The sequence below is a fragment of the Marinilactibacillus sp. Marseille-P9653 genome, assembly GCF_916618885.1.
Classification (GTDB): Bacteria; Bacillota; Bacilli; order Lactobacillales; family Carnobacteriaceae_A; genus Marinilactibacillus.
Window position 1 is genome coordinate 95,986 of sequence record NZ_CAKAKH010000001.1, and the last position, 23,595, is coordinate 119,580.

General features: G+C 38.2%; 22 protein-coding genes. 8 read left to right on the forward strand and 14 right to left on the reverse strand.

All coding sequences use genetic code 11. The features are described from left to right. Positions 1-150 precede the first annotated feature (150 nt). Positions 151-750, forward strand: coding sequence for an acetate uptake transporter (locus LG377_RS00575; RefSeq protein WP_225742794.1), 600 nt, complete (start codon positions 151-153; stop codon positions 748-750). Positions 751-805: 55 nt separating this feature from the next. Here LG377_RS00575 and LG377_RS00580 read toward each other — a convergent pair whose 3' ends face one another. Beyond that, positions 806-2,020, reverse strand: a complete 1,215-nt coding sequence (locus tag LG377_RS00580) for an NAD(P)-dependent oxidoreductase (protein ID WP_225742795.1) — start codon at positions 2,018-2,020, stop codon at positions 806-808. A gap of 103 nt (positions 2,021-2,123) precedes the next feature. On the opposite strand from LG377_RS00580, the gene LG377_RS00585 reads away from it, so the two are divergent. Beyond that, positions 2,124-2,759: a DapH/DapD/GlmU-related protein gene (locus LG377_RS00585; protein ID WP_225742796.1), complete on the forward strand. Its 636-nt coding sequence runs from the start codon at positions 2,124-2,126 to the stop codon at positions 2,757-2,759. Between the two features lie 112 nt (positions 2,760-2,871). On the opposite strand, the gene LG377_RS00590 is transcribed toward LG377_RS00585, so the two are convergent. From LG377_RS00590 to LG377_RS00600, 3 genes are all read right to left on the reverse strand, one after another. Beyond that, positions 2,872-3,531 (reverse strand): DUF998 domain-containing protein, encoded by a 660-nt coding sequence (locus tag LG377_RS00590; protein WP_225742797.1) that lies wholly within the window; start codon positions 3,529-3,531, stop codon positions 2,872-2,874. 17 nt (positions 3,532-3,548) lie between these two features. Further along, on the reverse strand, positions 3,549-4,412 hold the full coding sequence (locus tag LG377_RS00595) for an alpha/beta fold hydrolase (protein ID WP_225742798.1): 864 nt from the start codon (positions 4,410-4,412) through the stop codon (positions 3,549-3,551). Positions 4,413-4,558: 146 nt separating this feature from the next. After that, a complete protein-coding gene (locus tag LG377_RS00600; protein WP_225742799.1) occupies positions 4,559-5,128 on the reverse strand; it encodes a TetR/AcrR family transcriptional regulator in 570 nt (189 codons plus the stop codon). Positions 5,129-5,278: 150 nt separating this feature from the next. Here LG377_RS00600 and LG377_RS00605 point away from each other — a divergent pair, with 150 nt between their 5' ends. The 3 genes from LG377_RS00605 to LG377_RS00615 all read left to right on the forward strand — a co-directional run bounded on the left by LG377_RS00605 (position 5,279) and on the right by LG377_RS00615 (position 10,057). Next, positions 5,279-7,363: an RND family transporter gene (locus LG377_RS00605; protein WP_225742800.1), complete on the forward strand. Its 2,085-nt coding sequence runs from the start codon at positions 5,279-5,281 to the stop codon at positions 7,361-7,363. After that, positions 7,360-9,732, forward strand: a complete 2,373-nt coding sequence (locus LG377_RS00610; RefSeq protein ID WP_225742801.1) for a hypothetical protein — start codon at positions 7,360-7,362, stop codon at positions 9,730-9,732. Before LG377_RS00605 ends, LG377_RS00610 begins: the two co-directional genes overlap by 4 nt. A gap of 124 nt (positions 9,733-9,856) precedes the next feature. Then, positions 9,857-10,057: a hypothetical protein gene (locus LG377_RS00615; RefSeq protein ID WP_225742802.1), complete on the forward strand. Its 201-nt coding sequence runs from the start codon at positions 9,857-9,859 to the stop codon at positions 10,055-10,057. 123 nt (positions 10,058-10,180) lie between these two features. Here the strand turns inward: LG377_RS00615 and LG377_RS00620 are convergent, their stop codons facing one another. From LG377_RS00620 to LG377_RS00630, 3 genes are all read right to left on the reverse strand, one after another. Beyond that, positions 10,181-10,633 (reverse strand): ASCH domain-containing protein, encoded by a 453-nt coding sequence (locus LG377_RS00620; RefSeq protein ID WP_225742803.1) that lies wholly within the window; start codon positions 10,631-10,633, stop codon positions 10,181-10,183. 52 nt (positions 10,634-10,685) lie between these two features. Next, a complete protein-coding gene (gene gloB / locus LG377_RS00625) occupies positions 10,686-11,390 on the reverse strand; it encodes a hydroxyacylglutathione hydrolase (protein WP_225742804.1) in 705 nt (234 codons plus the stop codon). Positions 11,391-11,475: 85 nt separating this feature from the next. After that, the gene (locus LG377_RS00630; protein ID WP_225742805.1) at positions 11,476-11,670 is read right to left on the reverse strand and encodes a hypothetical protein; all 195 of its coding nucleotides are present in this window, start codon (positions 11,668-11,670) and stop codon (positions 11,476-11,478) included. 158 nt (positions 11,671-11,828) lie between these two features. Between LG377_RS00630 and LG377_RS00635 the strand changes: the two genes are divergently transcribed. Beyond that, a complete protein-coding gene (locus LG377_RS00635) occupies positions 11,829-12,908 on the forward strand; it encodes an IS30 family transposase (RefSeq protein WP_225742806.1) in 1,080 nt (359 codons plus the stop codon). A 76-nt stretch (positions 12,909-12,984) separates the two neighbouring features. Here LG377_RS00635 and LG377_RS00640 read toward each other — a convergent pair whose 3' ends face one another. Further along, positions 12,985-13,506, reverse strand: coding sequence for a hypothetical protein (locus LG377_RS00640; protein WP_225742807.1), 522 nt, complete (start codon positions 13,504-13,506; stop codon positions 12,985-12,987). A gap of 192 nt (positions 13,507-13,698) precedes the next feature. Here LG377_RS00640 and fabV point away from each other — a divergent pair, with 192 nt between their 5' ends. Further along, the gene (fabV, locus tag LG377_RS00645; RefSeq protein WP_225742808.1) at positions 13,699-14,895 is read left to right on the forward strand and encodes an enoyl-ACP reductase FabV; all 1,197 of its coding nucleotides are present in this window, start codon (positions 13,699-13,701) and stop codon (positions 14,893-14,895) included. A gap of 56 nt (positions 14,896-14,951) precedes the next feature. Here the strand turns inward: fabV and LG377_RS00650 are convergent, their stop codons facing one another. Next, positions 14,952-15,260: an MGMT family protein gene (locus LG377_RS00650; RefSeq protein WP_225742809.1), complete on the reverse strand. Its 309-nt coding sequence runs from the start codon at positions 15,258-15,260 to the stop codon at positions 14,952-14,954. Between the two features lie 186 nt (positions 15,261-15,446). Next, the gene (locus tag LG377_RS00655) at positions 15,447-17,441 is read right to left on the reverse strand and encodes a cation:proton antiporter (RefSeq protein ID WP_225742810.1); all 1,995 of its coding nucleotides are present in this window, start codon (positions 17,439-17,441) and stop codon (positions 15,447-15,449) included. Between the two features lie 354 nt (positions 17,442-17,795). Here LG377_RS00655 and LG377_RS00660 point away from each other — a divergent pair, with 354 nt between their 5' ends. After that, the gene (locus tag LG377_RS00660) at positions 17,796-19,127 is read left to right on the forward strand and encodes an NAD(P)/FAD-dependent oxidoreductase (RefSeq protein ID WP_225742811.1); all 1,332 of its coding nucleotides are present in this window, start codon (positions 17,796-17,798) and stop codon (positions 19,125-19,127) included. Between the two features lie 89 nt (positions 19,128-19,216). Here the strand turns inward: LG377_RS00660 and LG377_RS00665 are convergent, their stop codons facing one another. From LG377_RS00665 to LG377_RS00680, 4 genes are all read right to left on the reverse strand, one after another. After that, the gene (locus tag LG377_RS00665) at positions 19,217-21,475 is read right to left on the reverse strand and encodes a bifunctional diguanylate cyclase/phosphodiesterase (protein WP_225742812.1); all 2,259 of its coding nucleotides are present in this window, start codon (positions 21,473-21,475) and stop codon (positions 19,217-19,219) included. A gap of 244 nt (positions 21,476-21,719) precedes the next feature. After that, a complete protein-coding gene (locus tag LG377_RS00670) occupies positions 21,720-22,004 on the reverse strand; it encodes a YobA family protein (protein WP_225742813.1) in 285 nt (94 codons plus the stop codon). 263 nt (positions 22,005-22,267) lie between these two features. After that, entirely contained in the window at positions 22,268-22,867 is a 600-nt protein-coding gene (locus tag LG377_RS00675; RefSeq protein WP_225742814.1) for a hypothetical protein, read from the reverse strand. A gap of 86 nt (positions 22,868-22,953) precedes the next feature. After that, on the reverse strand, positions 22,954-23,514 hold the full coding sequence (locus LG377_RS00680; RefSeq protein ID WP_225742815.1) for a hypothetical protein: 561 nt from the start codon (positions 23,512-23,514) through the stop codon (positions 22,954-22,956). Between the last annotated feature and the right edge of the window lie 81 nt (positions 23,515-23,595).

Genomic DNA, 23,595 nt, shown 5'->3' on the forward strand with positions numbered 1-23,595 from the left:
CCTTTGTTTTGAAAAGACCTCTTTGAAAGCTTGCTCCTTTAGCAAAAATTGTCTTTTTTTCTCCTTATATTTTATTTGACTTGGCTTGGCGCTACTGTATAATTGAAAACGCGTGACTAACCACGACAAGACCTAAAAGGAGAACAAAAAATGAGTAATGGTAATTTAGAAGGCAAACACATGTCTTTTAGTGAAATAACTGCTAATCCTGCACCACTTGGATTGCTTGGATTTGGAATGACAACGGTATTACTGAACATCCACAATGCTGGATTCTTTCCAATCAACCCAATGATTATTGCGATGGGTATTTTCTATGGAGGATTGGCACAAGTCGTTGCTGGTATCATGGAATTTAAAAAGAATAACACTTTTGGTACAACTGCTTTTACATCATATGGATTTTTCTGGCTATCATTTGCTGCATTGAACTTATTACCAATGATGGGATTAGGGGAACCAACTTCTTCAGAAGCTATGGCCGCTTACCTGTTCATGTGGGGACTATTTACTTTAGTCATGTTTATTGGAACACTTAGAATCAGTCGTGCCTTACAAGTTGTTTTCGGTACATTAGCGCTTTTATTCTTTTTATTAGCTATTGGAGATTTCACTGGTTCAGAATTGATTATCACAATTGCTGGTTATGAAGGCATCATCTGTGGTTTCTCAGCAATTTATGCTGGTTTAGCTCAAGTCATCAATGAATTATACAAGAAAAACCTTATGCCTTTAGGCGAAGTGAAATAAATCGATCTATTTGATCCTACAAAAACACCATCCAATCAACATTGGATGGTGTTTTTTATTGTTCATTTAATTTAGGGACAACTTTAGCTTTCTTATTTCGACGTCCTCTTGACCGTTTATAGTGTGGTCTTTTTAGTATTCGAACGCGCTTGACGGTTGAAATCTGTTGAATTTCTTTTACAGCCCCTTCGATTTTATCAAGCCCTTCCTCCAGATCAATCAGTACATAAACGTAACCGTTTTTTCGATTACTCGTCATGTCCCCCATGCGCAAATCGAAATGATTGAACATCTGAATGATTTCCGGCAAAGTATCCATCGTTTCTTCGTAAAATACCGTTACACGGTAGGGAGAATGAAATAATTGTCTCGCCCCAGGGAAATTGACTGAATCTCTGACTGTTCCATATAAAAGAAAATCACTGAGTGACTTTCTAGCTAAGCGCTCTCCGCCTTCCAAGGCTTCTTGAGTATTCCCGCCGATATGTGGGAGTAGGGTTATCTTTTCGTGCCCCAATAAAACTTCCTCTGGAAAATCCGTTATATATCCAGCAATTTGGTCGGTATTTAGTACTTCTATCAAATCTCCATTGTTTACAAGTGGCCCTCTTCCAAAATTCAATAAATAAGCCCCTTGTTTCATCAACTGCAATTGCTCTTTTGACAAAATGCCTTTTGTTTCGTCCGTCAATGGTAAGGTCAACACAACAAAATCGGATTGACGCAGCAGTTCTTCAAGATCCAACTGTTCTACATAGTCTAAGTCTTTGTCAGATCTGGCGTATCCGAGCACTTCCATTCCTAAATCGTAACAACTTCTCGCAACCTGAGAACCAATTGATCCAAGCCCTACAACACCGATGACTTTACCTTGTAGTTCTCTACCTACAAAGTCTTCTCGTTTGTCTTCTGCTTGTTTCAGTAAATCCGGTCCTTTCAATGTCTGAACCATTTCGGATGCTGGACCGATTGGACGAACAGCGGTAAATAAACTGCTGAGAACAGCTTCTTTTACAGCATTTGCATTGACGCCAGGTGTATTTAAAACGGCAATTCCCTTTTCAGTAGAGGTATCGACATTGATCGTATTGACCCCAACACCAGATCTTGAAATCACGAGAAGATCTTCTGTCAACAAATGATCTGGAACAACAGAACTTCTGACCATAATGCCATGTGGTCGCTCCGTTTCCACCACTTTAGCTTTTGCATGCTTTAATTTAGCCAACTGTTTACTGGAAAAGGAATCTATGGCTTTGATGTCGTACACTTTATCGCCTCCTATAATACTTCTTGAATCTGCTCATTTACACTTTGCATTTTATTCTATCATTGGTTAAACTAAAATAAAAGTTTGGAGAGGGTGTTTTACAGTGCACATTGAAACGGTTAAGCTTTATCCGGATCGTCCCGTTATTGGAGACAATAGTCAAATCAAAGATACAACCTTTGGAGAATACGTTGAGTTAGGATCATCCAATAGCGTCGATAATTCAAAAATCGGCGGTTATAGTTACACTGGTAGTTACTGCTATGTCCAAAATTCAGTGATTGGTCGTTTTGCCAGTATAGCAGATATGGTCAGAATTGGGCCCACAAACCACCCATACGAGAGACCCTCTCAGCATTTATTTGCCTATAACGGAGATGGGTACGGCTTCCCGAATAAAGATACCCAATTTCTTGAAAAAAGAAAACAGAAAATCACAACAATCGGAAATGATGTCTGGATCGGTCATGGTGTGACCATTCAATCCGGCGTGACCGTTGGAGACGGTGCGGTGATCGGAGCCGGAGCCGTCATTACTAAAGATGTAGCGCCTTATACAATCGTAGGGGGGATTCCTGCTAAACCACTAAAAGAGCGATTCTCTAAAGACATCCAAGAAAAGCTTTTGCAAATCAAATGGTGGAACTGGTCAAGAGCAGAACTAGAAGAACGTTATGAAGACTTGAAATTACCCATTGAAGACTTTGTTGAAAAGTATAGCACACTATCACAACCTTGATCCCGTTTTTCAGACCTTACAATCGGATCTGGTACGCCTATGACGATATAACCAGAAAAAGCCAATCTCACCATAATGAGATTGGCTTTTTCTAGTACATACAACGGATTCTTTATTTTCCTAATATGCGTAAGGGTCCTTTTCTAAGTCTCCTGACAATCCAGACGCCAACAATCAAATTCCAGACAGTCATCGTATAGACAGACAAGCGCTCAAATACAGCTGGATAACCAAAATCGTATGTCAGCATGATACTTAATGCAAGTAGTCCAAAAACACCCAATCCTATACCGATTCTTTTTGGAACCCTATACTGTTTGTTTAGGTAGATTCCTATTAAAATTAAGGTGAGGTTTCCAGCAATAATCGCCATAGCTGCTCCGATAACGTGCATATTCGCATAACTATAGGATTCTCCCGGAAACAGTCCAACTAAAATATTCCCGACACCTTGAACAACTGCAGCAACAGAAACGAGTACGCGTGCTTTCTTCTGCACTAAACGGATAGTCAGTAGGTACGCACTCATTGACAAGATCCCATAAGAGATAAACCCACCATTCATCACACTCGCAAGTGGTGAAAAGACCGCTCGTCCATCAATTGTCATGCGTTTGGCAACACCTAAGTCACTAATATAATGAAAGGTATACCCATACTCAGGATCTATCCAAGCATGAGCAGAAATGGCTTCTGCGGTTAAATAAACTGTAGAGGCTGCTATAAAGAGAATGGCTCCTAACAACAACCTTCTCGAATAAATTCTTTTCAAAACAACCCCTCCTTCTTTTAATCTTCTTTGATATAATCAATCATCAGTTGACTGATTTGTCTTGCCTTCTCGTGATGCAGCCAGTGTGTTGTATCTCCAACGAAGATGCCTTTGCCATCCTCACAATAATCTAGACTCATCTCTGCAAGCTCTTTGCCTAAAAATTGATCATTCACACCCCAAATGATAAAGGTTGGCACGGTGATGTTGGAAGTCGTACTTGCATTCATCATATTTTTCCCATTGGCCCGATACCAGTTGATCATGGTGGTCATAGCATTCGGTTGAGACCAGGCTAACCGATACTCCTGTAGGTCTCTCGAGCTGAATGTACCTTTCATACTACTTCCAATTAAAGCACTTGTAGCTACTCCCCAGTTCGCACGACTGACCAATTTCTCAGGAATGCCTCTTAGCTGGAAAAACAAAATATAAGAACTTTTCAGTAGTTGTGATGGATGTTTCAGGACATGTTTGCTCATGGCCGCTAAATGCGGTGCATTCAAAATCATCATCTTCTTAATGAGTTCTGGATACATTTCTGCTACTTTCCAAGAGACGATTCCACCCCAATCATGTCCGGCAAGGATCACTTGATCTCTACCCGATTGTCGAATCAACCCTGCAATATCTTCCACTAATTCTTTCATGTCGTAGTCTTTTACGTTTTCTGGTTTGTCGCTTAAATTATAACCACGTTGATCAGGTGTCCATACTCGGTAGCCTTGTTCTGCCAGTTCTGCCATCTGTTTACGCCATCCGTACCAGAATTCCGGGAATCCATGGAGCAACAAGACCAGTTCATCATCATCCGGTCCTTGCTGAGCAACATGGAGTTGAATACCATTTGTTTGAATATACGCATGTTCTATCTCGTTCATAAGACACTTCTCCTCTTCTATCAGATTTCCCTATACGCTCCTTATCGATTCCTTTTTGTAATGACCCATATTCATTATAGTAAAAAACGCTAAAAGTTGCCTTTATAACACTTTTTCGCTATATCTTGACCTTAAGTTGACTGCTTCTAGGTTCTTTTGACAGGTGTATTCCAGATGATATTTCTAATAATATCGGTTAATTCTTGATGCGTTTGTTTTTGACCTGTTTCATACCATGTTTTAAAGGTTCCGATTACACCTCGAATCAGAAAAGCTGAGACCAATCGATGATAGTCCGGTTCTACTTGTGGAAAGGCACTTTGTAAAATGTTGCGTGAATGATAATCGACCCAACCATCAATCCGAGAAGAAAATGAACGACTACCGTTTGGGCCCAGTAAGATATAGATAATATCTCTCTTTTCAAACAAACTTGAAAATAAGACTTCTAGTAAAGGGGGGTTGACTGTATCTTCTGGTAAAACCCCATCATATTGATCAAATAGACTTTCTAATTCAGTGAACACATCATCTTCTAGCTCATCCAGCAGCTCATAGATATCTGAATAGTGGAAATAGAAGGTTCCACGATTGATATCTGCCTTTTCCGTTAGTTCTTTAACTTTGACTTGATGAATAGATTTTTCTTTTAAAAGCTCGATCAATGTGTCTTTTAAATTGCGTTTTGTCTTCTGTACGCTCCGATTTTCTTTCATGATTCTCCCTCTTTCAACACTTTTGCTCTTTTTGTATGAATTTCAACATATGCAGAATGACTGTATGTTGTACTTTCTAACTTAGTCCTTATAATTAACACTAGTTTAAATTTGAACATTTGTCAAAAATTTAAGAAAGAAGTCGGTATGATGAAGGAAAGATTATTTAGAGCTATTGTGAAATTTAGGAAATCCATTATTTTTGTGTTTATTTTTCTAGGAATCCTTTCCGTTTTTCTAGCAAGATTTGTTGGAATCAATAATGATATGGTCGATTATCTGCCTAGTTCCTCCCCTTCGACACAAGCGATTCATTTAATGGAAGATGAGTTTCCTCCTCAACCTTCTACCATTCGTATTGCTGTAGAAGACAAAGGAACAACGACAGCACTCGAATTGAAAGAACAGCTCACTCAAATTGAGCAGGTCACTTCAGTAGAGTGGCTCAATGATGAAGAAAACATAGAAGAACCCTTAGAAATGATGGATCAGGAAACGGTTCAGCACTACCTTAAGGATGGAAAAGATTTATTTATCGTTTCAGCAGATATTGAGGAAGACGAACAAAGAGATGCGGTGATTCAAGAAATCAGAACCGTTATCGGAGAAGAAGGAAACATGGAAGGACCCGTCGTTCAGGATTATGAATTGGATCAGCATACAAGTAGCGATTTGTTTACTACGATTAGTCTCGCTGTTGTCATTGCTTTTCTTGTTCTACTAGTTTCAACCTCTTCTTGGATTGAACCCGTATTAATCCTGGGTACGATCGGTCTCGCTATTTTAATCAATAGTGGAACAAATATTTTTCTAGGCGAAATCTCTTTTGTGACAAAGAATGCTTTTCCTATTTTACAGCTCGGTGTCTCAATCGACTACTCCATCTTCTTGCTCCACCGGTATGAGGAGTATCGAAAAGAAGGCCTCATTCAAGAAGAAGCGATGGTCAAGGCGCTGCACAATTCTTTGGGCTCTGTACTGTCTAGTGGTTTAACTACGGTGATTGGATTTGCGGCGCTGATTTTAATGAAATTCGGTATTGGTGCGGATATGGGGATTGTTTTAGCGAAAGGGGTTATTTTCAGTTTACTTTCTGTCTTTATCTTCCTCCCAGCTATGACACTCGTTTGTGCGAACCTATTAGAGAAAACGATCCATCGATCATTTATCCCGTCGTTAAGACCTCTAGCTAAATTGGTTTACAAGGTACGCTACTTCACTGTACCGTTACTGATCATTTTTGCAGGCATCTTTTTCCTTGCTCAAAAGCACAACGATTTTTACTACGGTAATTCAAGATGGCTGCCTGAAGACAATACGGTCATGCAAGAACAACAAGCGATTGAACAGTCTTTTGGTCATGAAAACCTTATGGCACTAATGATTCCAACAGAAGATGAAGCACTCGAAAAAGAAATGGTCGAGTATTTAGATGACTTAGGAGCCATTACAGAAGTCCAAGCTTATTCAAATGAAGTCGGCTGGGCCATCCCGATTCAATACGTTCCAGAGGCTTCCAGAGAAATGCTTCATTCAAATGACTATAACCGAGTAGCTTTCAAAACAGCGCTACCGGCTGAAAGTAGCGAGACCTTTGACATGATCGAAGAGATTCGCGAAAAAGCAGTCTCCTTATTTGGAGACGATTATCTGTTAGCGGGCGACAGTGTGTCAACGTATGACTTGAAGGATGTCATAAGCTCTGATCAACGCATTGTGAATATCGCTTCTATTTTAGGCATTCTGATCGTCATTGCGATTGCCTTCAAATCCCTTATTTTGCCAGTGATTTTAGTGATCAGTATTCAATCTGCCATCTGGATCAATTTAGGACTTCCCTACTTTAGAGGAAGTGCACTATTTTATATCGCGTTCCTCATCTTAAGTTCTGTTCAACTAGGGGCAACGGTTGACTATGCCGTCTTGCTGACCGACCGTTATATCGAGGAACGACATCTTCAAACTAAAAAAGATGCCTTACTTGCAGCAATCGAAAAATCTGGAGAAAGTATTATCGTCTCTGGTGTTATTATGACCGCCGCAGGATTTTTATTTGGAACCTTTTCAACGAACCAAGTACCTGCTCAAATCGGTTATTTATTAGCTCAAGGTACCCTACTTTCCATGTTCGTCGTCTTTTTCGGATTACCGATTCTACTTTATTTAACAGATCGCTGGATTGCAAAAGGCTCATTGAACATGACATTCAAACATCAGAAAGGATCAAACTCATGAAAAAAGCATTCATCAGTCTAAGCACCGCTGGAATCATCGCAAGCTCCTTGTCTTTTCCGGTTATGGCTCAAGAAGAACCATCCTATTCCAAAGAAGAACTTGTTTACTCAACGATCGATTTGTCAGGAAATCTAGAAAGTATGTATGTAACGAATCTATTTGAGCTAACCGAATCATCAACAGAAGATCTAACAGACTATGGTCAATACGAATCGTTGCATCTGCTCAACACATCTCGCTCTGAGCTATCTTCTCAAAATGATCAAACATCGATCAAAACAGACGAAGCACGTGTATTCACACAAGGAAAAGTCACAGACAAGCGTCTTCCCTGGACTTTCCAGTTCACTTATTTGATGGATGGAAAAGAAGTGGATCCTCAAACAATCACAGGATCAGAAGGTACATTCACAGTGAAGATCGCAATCAACCCAACAGACACGACAGATGAACAGTTAATGGATTTTGTAGATCACTACGCTTTGCAAGTCAGTACGTCTATGGATCTAGATACTCATTTTGATTTGAATAGTCCAAATGGGATTACAAGTACCGCTGGTAACAATCGGCAAGTTCAGTGGACTGTTTTGCCTGGTCAGGAAGAAGACCTTTCTTTCACTGTGAGAACCACTGATTTTGAGGAACTAAACTGGTCCATTAATGGTGCGCCTTTGAGTTTAACGATTGGAGATGACCTCTTTGATCTTTCTGAATTCACTGATCCGCTTAAAGAGTTAGAGACCGGTATTCAAACTTTAGATGAAGGATCTCAAACACTTTACGATGGTAGTCTAGACCTGACAAATGGTATGCAAGACCTACTTGACGGAAGTAACCAACTGACTGACGGAACTTCTCAGTTAGACCGCAGCAGTCAGCAATTGGTTGAAGGAACCAGTCAAGCTTTTACGAAGTCAAAAACGCTAGAAGAAGGGTTGTCCACTTTAACACAAGGTAGCACTCAGCTCTATCAAGCTACTGGACAACTAAAAGCTGGCGGTCAAGCCTTATCGGAAGATTCAATACCTTTTTTCACTGGTTTAACAGACTTGAATCAAGGTGTTTCCAGTTTGTCAGAAGGGCTTGAAGAGATTGAAACAGGTTTGAGCCAACTTGATAGCAAGTCAGACAGTTTAACTAGTGGCTCTGCTGCTGTACTTGAAGCGCTGGAAACCATGCAACGTAAAGTGAATGAAGTCGAACTTTCTTTGGATAACGTTTCGCAATTAAAAGAAGCCTCTCGTTCGATTCAAACCGGTTTAACGACACTTCGTGATGGTGTAGCTGGTATGGACAGCAGTATCTCTCAATATAAAGGTAACCTAGCTGATGGTGGCGTTAACCCTTCAGAATTAGCTGGACTAAATCAGAATGCAGCAGACAGTTTATCTCAATTGAAGCAACAACTCACTGTATTACAACCACTAGTTGAAGAAGGTGTAATCGAAGAAAGTGTACTCGTCCAGTTACAAACAGCGATCGAACAGACTGAGGAACTGACTTCTGCTAATGCACAATATATCTCTGGTAGCGATCAATTGATTAATGGTATTCACAGCCAAGTAAAAGAGGATGGTGCATTAAGATCGGGTAGTACCCAACTTGTGTCGAGCTACAAAGAATTTGATCAAGCTATAACGAATCTTGTCGACGGTCTGTCTTCCATACCTGAAGAAATCGCACCGCTTCAAAGTGCAATCAGCCAGTTGACCGATCAGTACCGTACACTAGATCAAGGCGTAACTGACTATACAGCTGGTGTCCACCAATTGTCTGATGGAATCAATAAAGCCACCATAGCCGCTGAACAGCTTGATGATGGCTCAAGTACATTAGTCAGTGGTGGAAAATCTCTTCAATCTGGTATCAGAGATCTTTCTAGCGGAACCACTCAAATACAAGAAGGTGCTTCAACACTCAATCAGGGAATAAACACTGCACACAAAGGTTCTCTAGCTTTCAAAGACGGCATCGGCGAGCTTCATTCTGGAACGGCTCAATTAAAAGATGGTACGCATGCTTTATATGTCGGCGCAGATGACTTATTTAATGGTGTACGCTCTGCAAAAACCGGTTCTTCAGATCTTTCTGAGGGAGCCAGTGAACTAGCGGACGGAACGACAGAGCTCCGAGAAGAAACAACCGGTCTACCGGATAAAACAAAAGAAAAGATTGATGAAGTGATTGAAGAATTTTCTAATTCAGACTACAAGATCCAGTCTTATATGGATGAACGAAATGAACAAACTGAACATGTTCAATTCGTAATTCAATATCGTGCACCAGAAAAAGAAGTCGATACTACAACAACTGATCATTCAGAAAAACATGAAAGTTTATGGCAAAAATTTCTGAACCTATTTAAATAGACTTGCTACTTTATCTTTTAAAAGAATCGTTTAGACTCCTACTTTACAATCTTATTATTTGAATATTTTAACGATTTCTCTTAAGGTGAACTTGTACTAAATAGCCCAAAAAAGGATGGATTAGATGAGTCAGAAATTTGATGAATTAAAGCAAAAAATCAAAAATGTAGACAAAGATAAAGCCGGACAATTGGTTAAAGAAGTTAAAGAAGCTCATTCAGATGGAAAAATCGATAAAAACGAACGTGATGAATTAATGGATACGGCAAAACAATCCTTTGGTAATATTGACCTTGGTGGTTTAGGGAATCTCGGTAAAAAATAATGATCTATAGGAAACAAACCGTCAAGTCTGTAAAAGAACTTCAACGTTCATGACAACGGTTCTTAGAACTATTTAGATGAAAAGAAGAAGGACTAGCGAAAAATCGCTAGTCCTTTTTTATGATTATTTGAAAATTACCTCAAACTTTTCACAGACAACAGGAATCTTATCGTGAAAATCCTGTTTTATTTCTCTCAGTTCTTTCTCAAAAAACTCCTGGTGGACTCTACGCCAGTACGTCAGCGTTCGGTCTCCTTCACCTTCCAGAAAAGCATGTTCCTCTGACACTTCATCAAAAGGCATCACTTCTACAAAAGTTGTTTCCAGAACAGCTACAGCCTGATCACTTCCATCTAGCAAGACATTGTATAAACCTACGTAAGGCAAAGGTTCATGCTCTTCGTACATTGTATAATTGGATGCCGTTGCTGTCTTAGTTCCCTCGAGAACCAGCGTTGCAAGTTCATCCGCCATTTCTTTGGAATCTCCAAACGCCCAAGCTTCATAGTGCACAGGAGCATCGGGATACTCTTTTTTAAACCTACTCCATAATTGAACCACAGTATCATTCTGCATAGTCTACCTACTTTCCAACATGCTAACTTCTCGTAACGTTCGTTCAGTTACTCTAGCTAAAACTGTCACGTGCATTTCTTAGATCCGTGAAGGCTTCGACTGAATCTGCCTTCAAGAATAGGTTGATTCGTTTTTCTTTTCCAATCGTCGACGGTAATGTGGGATCATTTTGTTCTCTCAACGCATTTACTTGCTCTAGTTCTTCAGAGATCGATTCATTTGAAGATTCAATGGATTGTGCGAATCGCAAATTGGTTTGAGTGTATTCATGACCAGCGTAGACAGACACACCGTCATCTAACTGATTAAACACTTGCAAAGCATCATACTGGGCTTGATAATCTCCAGTAAAGACACGTCCACACCCACCAGAGAATAGAGCATCTCCACAAAATAGCGCCGTTCCTATCAGAAAGCTAATATGCTCCTTAGAATGTCCTGCCGTTTTAAATACTTGAACCGTTTGATCCAATACTTCAAAGGTATCGCCATCTTTAACAGTCTGTGTGTTCAACTGTTCTGTTTCTTTTGGACCATAAACAGGTGTATCCGGATAATCCGCTAAGACTTCTTTGACCCCGCCAATATGATCATCGTGCTCATGTGTTAAAAGAATGGCTTCTAAATTGAACTGGTTCTCTTTCAAATAGCCTAAAACTTTCGCAGATTCACCTGGATCGACTACCACTGCTCGATTACTTTCATCCATAACCCAGATATAATTATCGGATAAGGCTTCTATTGGTTGAACATTCATATCTATCGCTCCTTTATCTCATTGCTTACTTTTAAAGTATAGCTTTTTCCAATGGTAGACTTCAACGAACACGCCCAAACTACTTTCAATTTGTTACTTCCGTGTGCTCGAGTATCCTCCGTATTCCATCAGTATAAACCTTACCTAAGTTCTCAGTCGTTAACTCGAAGTGATCCATACTGGAATTTTTAGGAATGCCTATTTGTACAAGCTCCTGGTCAATCTTTTCGATTACGAAAACTTCGTGCTCATAATATCCCGTTCCTCCAACACTATTCAAATTAATTTTTTTCCCATCATTCAACTCTATTACATAAAAAAATTCTCGCTGGATTTTATAATGAAGTTAGCCACTTAGGCTAACCTACAAAAAACGCCATGTGAATTTCATGTTATATTGAAGTTACCGCTAACTCTCAATAGACAGGATGAATTCACATGACGCACTCTAACGATAACACATCAGCACGTAAGGGAAAACACTTATCTTATTCAGAACGGTCTCAAATTGCTATTTTAAAAACTGAGAACTACTCCAATCGTCAAATTGCGAATGCACTGGGACGTGTCCCGCAAACCATCAATAGTGAAATCCATCGTGGAACTATCACTCAACTTAAACGCCAAAAGCAAAACGGCAAAGTTTATGATTACTATACGACTATCTACGATCCCGATACCGGACAAGCAGCTTACGATAGGCTTCGATTGAACTGTGGCCGTCGGCCAAAATGGGCTGACACGGATGCATTTATTGAGTGGGCAGATGATAAATTGATACTAGAAAAGTGGTCTCCGGACGTGGTCATTGGTTTTGCTAAAACACATGACTTGTTTGACTCTTCTATTATTCCTTGTACAACGACTCTTTATGGATGGATTGACAAAGGTATCATGAGAACCAAGAATATGGATCTACTTGAAAAACTATCACGAAAACCAAAAGACACTTCTTATAGAGGACGAACAAACAAACGGATTTTAGGCCAATCTATTGAACAAAGACCTCCAGAAATTGATAATAGACAGACTTTTGGACACTGGGAAATCGATACAGTTGTCGGAAATAAAGTGAAAACCGATTCGGTTTTATTGACGTTAGTTGAACGTCAAACACGCTTTGAAATCATCCTTAAGCTCAGAGGTAAAGATAAAGAATCCGTTGATCAGGCAATCCAACAATTACGGCTTAAAGCCGGCGATACCTTTTCTAAAGTATTTAAGACCATCACCTCGGATAATGGATCTGAGTTTGCAGGGCTTCACGAAGCGCTGAAAGAGACACTTGAAGTGTATTTTAGTCATCCGTATGCTTCGTGGGAAAGAGGCACAAGCGAGAACCAGCATAAATTTATCCGCCGATTTATTCCAAAAGGTAAAGCTATCAGTCATTTTAGTGAAACTCAGTGCTTGAGAATACAACAATGGATGAATGACTATCCTCGGAAAATACTTGGCTATAAAACCCCTCATGACTGTTTTGCCAATGCTCTACGCTTGTTGTCCCAAGTGGTCTAAGCACGTTAGTGCTAAAGAAATGACGACTATATCCTTCAACAACCTACTAACAATTAAGGTCAAATATCTTTTTTAACTAGGTGACTAACTTAAACTTGAAATTTACGTAAAAAAATTCTCCTTCTGAATACGAAAAGGGTATTAAGAATCTTTCGCCTTTCACTTTTGCATCGATCTTCACGACATCTTTGTATGTAAATTCGCGTCCTAGTGGATGTAAAAAAGAGTGATCAATGATTTTGTCAGGGGTTATCACAGTGACCGCTGTGATCATGCTATAAAAACAAAAGAGAATTATGGCGATAATAGACCTTATTATGGGTTTTCTAAATTTTTCGACAAAGGTGATTTTCAAAAGAACCGACTTGATATGATCTCTGAAAGGTTTGTGGAATAAGTAATATAAACCGATAATCAAGGCTAATTCAACAATCACAACCACTGTATTCACAGAAAAATTAACTGTCCACAGTAAAAAGTCATCGGGCACCAGTACGATACGTTGAATATAACCAAATAATAGGTAACCAATTATCGTAAGAATAAAAGCAACGAAAATTAAAAATAGTCCTTTTAAAGCAGATGAAATTTTTTCCAAATAAGAAACAACTCCTTATATTTATCTATCGCAATTTAAGCTTAGCATATCCTTAAATCATTCTGCTGACAAGTTTCAAAAGATCATTTTATAAAATACTAAAAGTTAAGCGTTTTTTCGCAAGTAAGTCATATCAGTAATCCTTTTTTCTGATATGATATGACTATAACAAGTTAATGGAGGAAATGAATCATGTTGGAATTCAAACAAAATATTCGAGGAAACGTTGCCTTGGGTATCAATCCGGTTGGACTTAAACAAGAAGTACAAAATCAAATCAATTACGTTAAAAATAAAGGATCATTTGAAGGTCCTAAAAAAGTATTGATCATTGGCGCATCATCAAGCTATGGCTTAGCAACGAGGATCAGTCTGGCATTCGGTACAGGCGCAGATACAATTGGGGTTTCTTTTGAAAAAGGACCTAAAAGTGCGCGTTCATTAGGAACAGCTGGCTGGTATAATAACATTGCTTTCAAAGAAGCTGCTGAAAAAGAAGGCCTTGTGGCGAAAAACTTCGTACAAGATGCCTTTAGCCATGAAAGTAAACAAGAAGTCATTGATTATATTAAAAATGAATTCGGCGGCAAAGTCGACTTAGTCGTATATAGTCTAGCAAGTGGTCGTAGAAACGATCCTGATACAGGAGAAACGTATATGTCTTCTATCAAGGCCCTTGGTGAACCAGTCGTTGGACCAAACATCAACATGCAAGAACAAACTTTCTACACTGAAACACTGGATCCTGCAACTGACCAGGAAATTGCCGATACTGTTAAAGTTATGGGCGGAGAAGACTGGGAATTATGGATGAAAGCTTTAAAAGAAGCTGGCGTTCTATCTGACGGTGTTCTAACGGCTAATTATTCTTATCTAGGAACAGAATTAAATCACCCTTACTACGGTGGCGGTACACTTGGCCGTGCCAAAGCAGATTGTGATGAAAAAGCAGAAAATATCAATGAATTATTAACAGATATCAATGGTAAAGCGCTGATTGTTGTCGCAACGGCTGTAACCACTAAAGCGAGTTCTGTAATTCCATTCTTCCCTGTGTACTGCATTGGTCTGTATAAAATCATGGAAGAAAAAGGCACCCACGAAACGCCAATTATGCACCAAGACCGTATTTACCGTGAAATGATTTACGGCAACAAACCTGAATACGATGAAGTGGGCCGTCTAAGACCTGATAGCTGGGAACTAGACAGTGATACACAAGCAAAAACAAAAGAATTGATCCTAGAGTTAAACGAAGATAACTTCAATTCTGATAAAACAGCTTACGATTTATTTTACAAAGAATTCTCAAACTTAAGTGGTTTCATGGTCGACAATTACACAGAACAAGACGTTACTTTAGAAGAATTAAAAGCACTAGAATATTAAATCAAAAGGGTTATGGCGATTGAAGCCATAACCCTTTTCGTTTCTATTCGTTCAACTTATTCTTCCCAGTGACAGGATTTTAACTCGACCTGTATCTCATTCTTCATCGGTACATCTTCGGCTTCCAGTAGTTCTCTTTGTTCCTTCCATCCCGGTGCCAACCTACCAGCATGATTGACCACTCTGTGACACGGATAGCTACCGTAAAACTCTGACATACTCAACACTCTACCTACAAGACGAGCGTTCTTTTCTCTACCAATCAATCTGGCAATCTGACCATACGTTGCAACTTTTCCCTCAGGGATCTCATCGACTACCGAGAGTACCTCATAAATCAGTTCTTTGTTCAAAATTAGACCCATTTTCTTACACCTCAACTCTAATCATAGCATACTAGGTTCAAAGTATTTTGGTATGATTTAATTGCTAATGATTATATATAACCTATTTAAAAAACGTACCGCTAAAAAATCCCGTAAGGATCTTATAGCGGTACGTCTACGCTTCGCTCATTGCATACAATCATCTAATAATCAGTTATAGCATTATTACATTTCTTCAGGATAATACACAATAAAACTTTTTGGTTTTACTTTAGCCAGACTCTTTGGTAATTCTTCAAGTTGAGGATGCCAAGCAATGGTTCCTTTTCGTGCACTCATGATTACAACAATATCATCATCTTTTAGATTATACACGTATGTCTCTTGTAAGGTTTTCCAATCTTCTATCTCTCTTGTTTCGACTGGCGGATCCGGCTTAATCTTGTTCATATGATCCTCATAAATACTTTTAGCATCTTCAATAACCAATACTAATAGAGAAGCACTTAGGCGGACTGCTAGTGTTTTAACCTTTTCAATCGCCTTACTGAACCCTCCTTTACGGTCCGCGCCTCGAGGAATAATTAAAACAATGCGTCTGGTAATCTCTAAAGGATGATCCAGCTTCGTTACCAGTATGGACTGTGTTGTTTGTTCAACGACACGATCAATCACATTTCCAAATACTTGATTGAACTTTCTTTCTGCGTTCCATCCAATAACTACGGTATCGATTCGTCTTTCTGCCATCGCTCTTATAATACCGTTAGAGACATTCTGATCTACTCGTGTCATCGGAAGAATTGGAATTTCAGCACCAGAGGCATACATTAACGCGTGTCCTAACATTTTCTCTGCATTTGCTACTTCATCACGTGCTGCATTGATATCTTTTTGAACAACGGTTAAAGGATGCAAGGCCTCTTCATACGTATTAGACTCCCTAATCATACTTGCAAGATCAATTAGAGACTCCATCGTATTAAGGTTCGCAATGGGAATAAGAATACGTTCTGGGTTTATGTCTTGTCCTATTATACTCGGTTGTCTTTCTTCGTTGAGCGCAACTTGTCTACCGTATTTTTCTACAACATACGATCCAAAGAAACAAGTTAACAGTATCATGATGATAACGGCATTTACAGTCATCTGATCCAATAAACCTACCCTATAACCCACCAACGTAGAAGCAAGCGTTGCCGCTGCTTGTGGGGTAGTCAAACCAATCATCACGTTGCGTTCTTCAGGCGAATATCCATAAACCTTACTTACAATAAATGGCGCCACAGCTTTTCCTATGAATACAGAACCCACAATAGCTGCTGTAACCACCCATGCTTTCGGATTGTTAAATAATACACTCAAATCCATCAGCATGCCGACTGATAACAAAAAGAACGGAATAAATATGGCATTTCCTAAAAAGCGAATCCGATTCATCAACGTTCCATAATCAAGTACAAATCGATTAAGTGCTAGTCCCGCCAGAAAAGCCCCAATTAATGGCTGCATGCCAATCAAGATAGCTAGAGAACTTGAAAAGAATAGTATAACCATTACATAAGAGAAGGTTGTAATACCTTCGTTTTCTGAATTTCTGAAATACCATTTTGACAATTTTGGAACGCCTAGCATAATTAATAAAGCAAATCCCACCAGTGATAAAAGCATAGTTAACCAAAACTGTAAGGTTAACTGTCCTTCTGTTGAGCCAGTAACAATGGCTAGTATCAACAAAGCAAATGTATCAGTTAAGAGTGTCCCTCCCACCGCTGTTGTAACAGCTTTGTTCTTTGAGATACCCATTGCACTTGCAATCGGATAGGCCAGTAATGTATGGGAGCCTATTATGGAGCCAAGTAGGATAGATCCTGTTAAGTTATATCCCAAAACGACTCCTACAACTGTACCTAGTATTAAAGGGATGTTAAAAGATAAGGAACCAAATAAAAGACTCCTATTTCGGTATTTCTTGAATCCATCGATATCCAGTTCTAGACCGGCAATGAATATAATGAATAATAACCCTATATTGCCTAGTAGCTCAATCGTCTGATCTCTTTCTAAGATTTGTAAACCATATGGGCCGACTATAATTCCTGCTAATATTGGACCGATTATTCCTGGTATCTTAAACTTTTTCATAATTAATGGAGCAATGAAAAAAAGAATCATTGCCGAGGTAAAAATCAAAACGGGATCTTCAATCGGAAGTTTCATTTATAAATTCCTCACTAAGACTACAAAGTAGAATTTGATAAGAATATATACTAACATATTTCCTGACTACCGCAACCCTGTTTGTCCGGTATTCTTATAATTCCAATATATCTTTCTAAAAAGACTTTTTTCATTAAAACATTCATTCGTTTTCAAAACGCATACGTGGATTATTCGGTTAATATTGTATCAACACTAAATCTTAAAATATTATCCTTTTTTTTACTTTTCAATGCTTAATTTCCTTCCTGGTAATTCTGTCTCTAAGTTCTTTTATTTTCTCTATTTTACTATCTGTGTTAAAAATAATATGCAGATCATTCAAGGAAACACGTAGTGAAGGAGATTAAACCTATGGTAAAAGAATTTGATGTCGTCGTTATTGGTAGTGGGGTTTCCGGAATGGGAACAGCTTCTAGTCTAGCCTCCGCAGGTAAGAACGTTGCTATAATAGAGGAAAGTTTATGGGGCGGGACTTGTCCGAATCGAGGCTGTGATCCGAAAAAAGTACTCGTATCAGCGGTTGAAGCAAGAGTTCACGTCAACCAACTACAAGGAAAAGGACTCAATTCAGCTCCTAAAGTAAATTGGCCAGAACTTATGGCATTTAAAGAAACATTCACTTCTCCCGTTCCTGAACAGATGAAGAGTAGTCTAGAATCTTCTGGTGTAGAAACATTCACTGGGAAAGCGACCTTCATTGACGAAAACCATTTAGAGGTAAATGGCGATGAATTGAAAGCAACTCACTTTATCCTCGCTGCTGGGGCACGACCTTCTATATTGGACATTGAAGGAAAAGAGCATTTTTTGACCAGCGACGATTTCTTATCTCTTCCAGAAATGCCTGAGACAATCACTTTGGTAGGTGGAGGGTACATCGCTTTTGAGTTTGCAGCAATTGCTAATGCAGCTGGCTCTAGAGTTCACGTCATTCAACATAACGATAGACCACTTAAAGACTTCAATCAAGAACTTGTCGAACAGTTAGTTAAACAACTTGAAGCTAAAGGTGTTAAATTCCACTTCAACATAGATATTTCTAAAGTTGAAAAAACCTCTATTGGTTATGCATTAACAGATGATTCCGATTTTGAATTAAACACAGACCTAGTCTTCTGTACAACCGGAAGAATTCCGAACACAGATACGCTGAAACTCGAAAATGCCGGTGTAGAGTATGACAAAAAAGGGATCAAGGTCAATAAGTACCTTCAATCAAGCAATCCAGCTATTTTTGCCATCGGAGACATCTTATCTAAGAGCCAACCGAAACTAACGCCTGTGTGTACGTTTGAGGCCAATTACGTCGTCTCTTATATGACTGGGAAAACGACAGAACCGATAGCTTATCCAAGTATTCCCACAATGGTATTCTCTGGTCCTAAAATGGCTCAAATCGGCATGATGGTAGACGAAACCAATGATGATTACGAATTGTCTACAATTGACGCTACCCAGTGGTTCAATTACCGCAGAACCAACGAACCTATTTCAACAATCAAAATCGTGAAAGACAAACAATCCGGATTATTAGTCGGTGCAGCTTGCTTGAATAACGAAGCAGACGAATTGATCAATTACTTCAGTCAATTAATCGAGCAAAAGGTTTCAGCTAGTGAACTTGCTAGCCACATCTTTGCTTATCCAACCCCTGCTAGTGATTTACCTTCTATTTATTCATGATAGAAATAAAAGAAAATGTCGATTCTCTAATTGAATAGGGAATCGACATTTTTAATTTATTCAAATACTAAATACAGTTTAGCCGTTGCTTAAAGCTGTTTTCTTTTTAGTAGTTCTTCAAGCTGACTGGGTTCAACAGGTTTCGAGAAGAGATAACCCTGACCAATCTTGCATCTACTTTCAATTAACTTCATCAGCTGATATTCCGTTTCTACTCCTTCAGCCACTACATCTAATTTTAGATTCTCTCCTAATGTGATGATAGTCTTTACCATATCTATTTGGTTGTTGTTTTGGTTGTCATCTTTGATACCGGTTATAAAAGATTTATCTAGTTTAATGGTATCAATTGGTAGTTGTTGAATGACAGTTAATGAAGAGTAGCCTGTTCCAAAGTCATCGATGGCAATTTCTATACCCATTTCTCTGATTTGATGTAGCACTTCACTCGTTTCGCTCGTATTTTGCATAATGCTTTCAGTAACTTCTATTTCTAAATAATGCGGCTGTAGACCAGATTCTTCAAGTGCCTTTTCAATAATCATCAAGAGTCCACCATGCTGAAATTGCTTAACCGATACATTGACGCAGACTTTTATCGCGGGTAATCCTTTTTCTTGCCAAATTTTGTTTTGCTTGCAGGCATTCCTTAGAACCCATTCTCCAATGGCTACAACTTGCCCTGTTTCTTCTGCAATAGGAATAAACTCTTCAGGAGAAATCCATCCAAATTCTGGGTGATTCCAACGGAGTAAAGCTTCCATCCCAATCATTTCTCTGGATAATAAGTCTACTTTCGGCTGATAATACAACTTGAATTGATTCTTTTCTAGCCCTTTTCTTAAATCACTTTCGATTCTCAACCGACGCCCCATTACCTCGCTTAAATCATCATCATAATATTTGAAGCCATTCTTTCCACTATCTTTAGCCAAGTACATTGCCGTATCCGCAAATTTGAATAGTTCTTCGTAGGATTTGCCGTTTTTTGGAAAAACACTAATACCTATACTGGCTGTAAGACTAACTTCATAATCATTAATCTTAAATGGTTTTTGAATATTTTGAAGAATCTTCTCTGCCATTCCCTTACATCTCGAATCTGTTTTCTGAAGAATAATGACTGCAAATTCATCCCCACCCAATCTAAAGACCTGCATATCAGGCTCAAGGACTTCTTCTATACGTTTTGCAGCTTTTACTAAAATTTCGTCTCCAATTTGATGACCGAGTGTATCATTGGCAACTTTAAATCGATCGAGATCAATTAATAACAATGAAATTTCTCTATCTTGTACTCTTTCCATTTCAAGTTCAAGTGTTTCTGTGAATTTAGCCCGATTGCTTAGATTGGTCAGAGGATCATGATAAGCTAAATAACTATATTCGTCTATTAACTCCCCATTTTCTTTTATGATAAATAATTGACGGATAATAATCATCCCTATTACAATCAGTACACCGAAGCTAAGCGCATTCACAGCCCAATCATAACTATTGATGACGAGAATGATTAGCACCAATGTACTAATATAAGGATTAATAACTACTTTCTGTAAATCAAAATCTTCAGTAGATAAGTCTCGTACTTCTCTATTCCTCTTTGCATAGTACCCTGTAAGACCAAGCAAGAATGTCCCGATAAGCCAGAAATAATTAACCAAGCTCCCTGGATAATAACTATTGTAGGTCTCTAAATAAGAATAATACGTATCCCCAATAAAGGTCATCACAAAACCCATTATAAGAAACAACATAACGCTACTTTCTATTTTTTTATGAACCAGATAGGAAAGAATAAAAATCATTAATAGGATGCTCAAATTAATAGTTGGGTACATCAAAGTTATGATAATCGCTACTACTGAATGTTCTGCATAATTCACTGTCGGTTCTATCAGATAGTAAATCGTTATAGCAACTGTAGTAATCATGAAAATCAGAATATTGAAAAAATAGACTTTCTTGAATTTAGTCGTATTGATTCTCCTAATACGATAAAACAAAGCAACTAGATAAATGATCCTGGCTAATAACCAAAAAAAGAATTCGACACTCGTAGATAAAAATCCTCCATTTATAATTTGCATAAATAGCCAAAGTGAGTTTCCAATAAGATAGAACACCGTACCTATACTTAATAAATGCCAAAATATTTTCTGCTGACTATGCGTTTTTTTATATGCTTTATAGAACTGGATAAAACAAAATGCTACTGCTATTGTTTGAAGGACAAGAATATCTAGGCTTGCCAACCATTCATTGCTTCTAAATAGGATATTCCATCCTATTAGTATGAATGCATTCACCAATATAAATCCAATGATGTATCGTTTTTCTTTTAGCATTGTCCCTTCCTCAACCCCTAATTTTGACATGCCTTTTTCAAATAATTGTCTTTTACTTTTTTAAGAGTGCTTTTGATAGCATTCAAAGATCTTAACTTTTATTATACAACAAGCGCTTCAAAATGTAGTCTAATCAACATCTCTACTCAAAAATGATTAGCGGATAGAACAAAAAAAGGAAACTCCGTAAATCTTTGGAGTCCCTTTTGAATTGAAACTATATCAAGTTCAATCAGAATTTATTTTATTCTATTTTCTCAACATTTTTCTGATCAATCTGCATAGGGTGGCTTTCCATAAATCCGCCTTTATATTCAACCCGTACAACGTCTCCTATTTCCCAGTCTTCTCCTTCTGACAAGGATACACTAATTTCTGCTCCGCCAGGATATCCAGAAAGATCTTCTGCAAGAACGACTGCACTATTTTCGTTAAGAGATATAATCTTAGCTATAAACTCTCCAGTGGCACCTTCTGACTGACAAGCAAAAAGAACTAAACTGCAGATTGTTAATAGTAGTAGTTTCATTGTATACTCCTTATCTACTTTATTTAGATTCCTACGTTTTTATTAGTCGCTTAATATGAGAACATAATTTGTAAACAACAGAAACAACAGAAGCGACTACAAAGCTTCCGTAACTTGATGTAAAAATGATTGTCGATATACTTTCACCCGAGCTTAAAGACAGCATCAAGAAGTACACTACAAATGTAACAGTAAATACAGTGGCTCCTTTACTCATTTCAAATCTTTTTATCACTATGATTCCTTTCCCTTATCTGCAATTCTCAAATAGTAAATTCAAAGATTGCATCTTTAGCAAAAATTGTTTTATACGCTTGGAATATTAACTCATATTCGGATACATCATCAGGTAAAGCAGGCGATACTATAAAGGTATTCGTCATGCTTCCTGGGATACCTCCGCCTCCATCGTTTATACAATCAAACTCTTTACCTTTTGCTTTAATTGAAAGTTCTAAGTGCTCCTCAGGGTGATTCCATTCAGATGTGTCGCCGATGATCTTATCACTGATATTTAATTCGACCACACTGGCATTCTCAAACTGACGAATCAAAGTAACAAAATAAAAAATATCCTCTTTCTCAAAAGCTTTTAAAATAGGAATATTCTTAAGAAAATTCTTTGGTTCTACCTTAGGTTTATATAAGTTTTCATTTAACAAGTCTGAAAATACCGTATTTAAAAATTCTTCATTAAAGCCATATTTTTCTGACCAGTCCGTAATGTATTTTCTGGTCGGAAAACTTGGATTATCATTCGATAGTACTTTACGTTGTTTCATTAACTGACAAATTTTATCATCTATCGTTGCAAGCTTTTCATCATAATGTTCTGTCGGCGGTTCAAATGTCCATGGCTCCATATTGTCGTCTCCTTTAAATAAGTGATAAAGATCATATAGGACTACTTAATCGAGGCTTACTTACGTCTATTACAGTATAAATTTATTTATTCAACTTTAAAATTCAGCATCGTTTTTCCAGCAACGAGTTCTCCATCTTTCCATAAGTACTGAAGAGCATATTGTTTTCCGATTTCTTCTTCACCAATCTCAATCATTATATTTCTACCCTCGGAAACATTCTTTTCACTGATTATTACAGGATCATCATCTGGATTTGCTTCAATTAAAGTAATATCAGAAGGTTGTGGATCTATTGCGCTCCAATCGACTATAATACTGTCTCCAACATTTACAATACCTGGATGGACAAAAGGAAATTGGTACGGTAAATCCTCATTTTCTTCAACACCCCAAAAGACTTCTTCATACATATATTCAAAGTCCATTTGCACATCGTAGCCTGCACTTATCCGTTTTACAGAAGGAGCTTCTGTACGCAAATCAGGGACTAATTCGTCATTTTGGATAAAAGATTGTTCTATGCTTTCCGCATCATTAACGTCTTGCTGGGTTTCTTCTACTACAGTCACTTCTTCTAAACTTGAACAAGCCGAAAGAGTTGTCAAACTGAGTAGCGATAACATACTGCTCACTATTTTGCTCATTTCAGTCCCCCGTACAGTTAACTCTTTTTATGTAAATTCAATCTTATGCTTATTTTATCTGAGTAATACGGCTTTTACTAG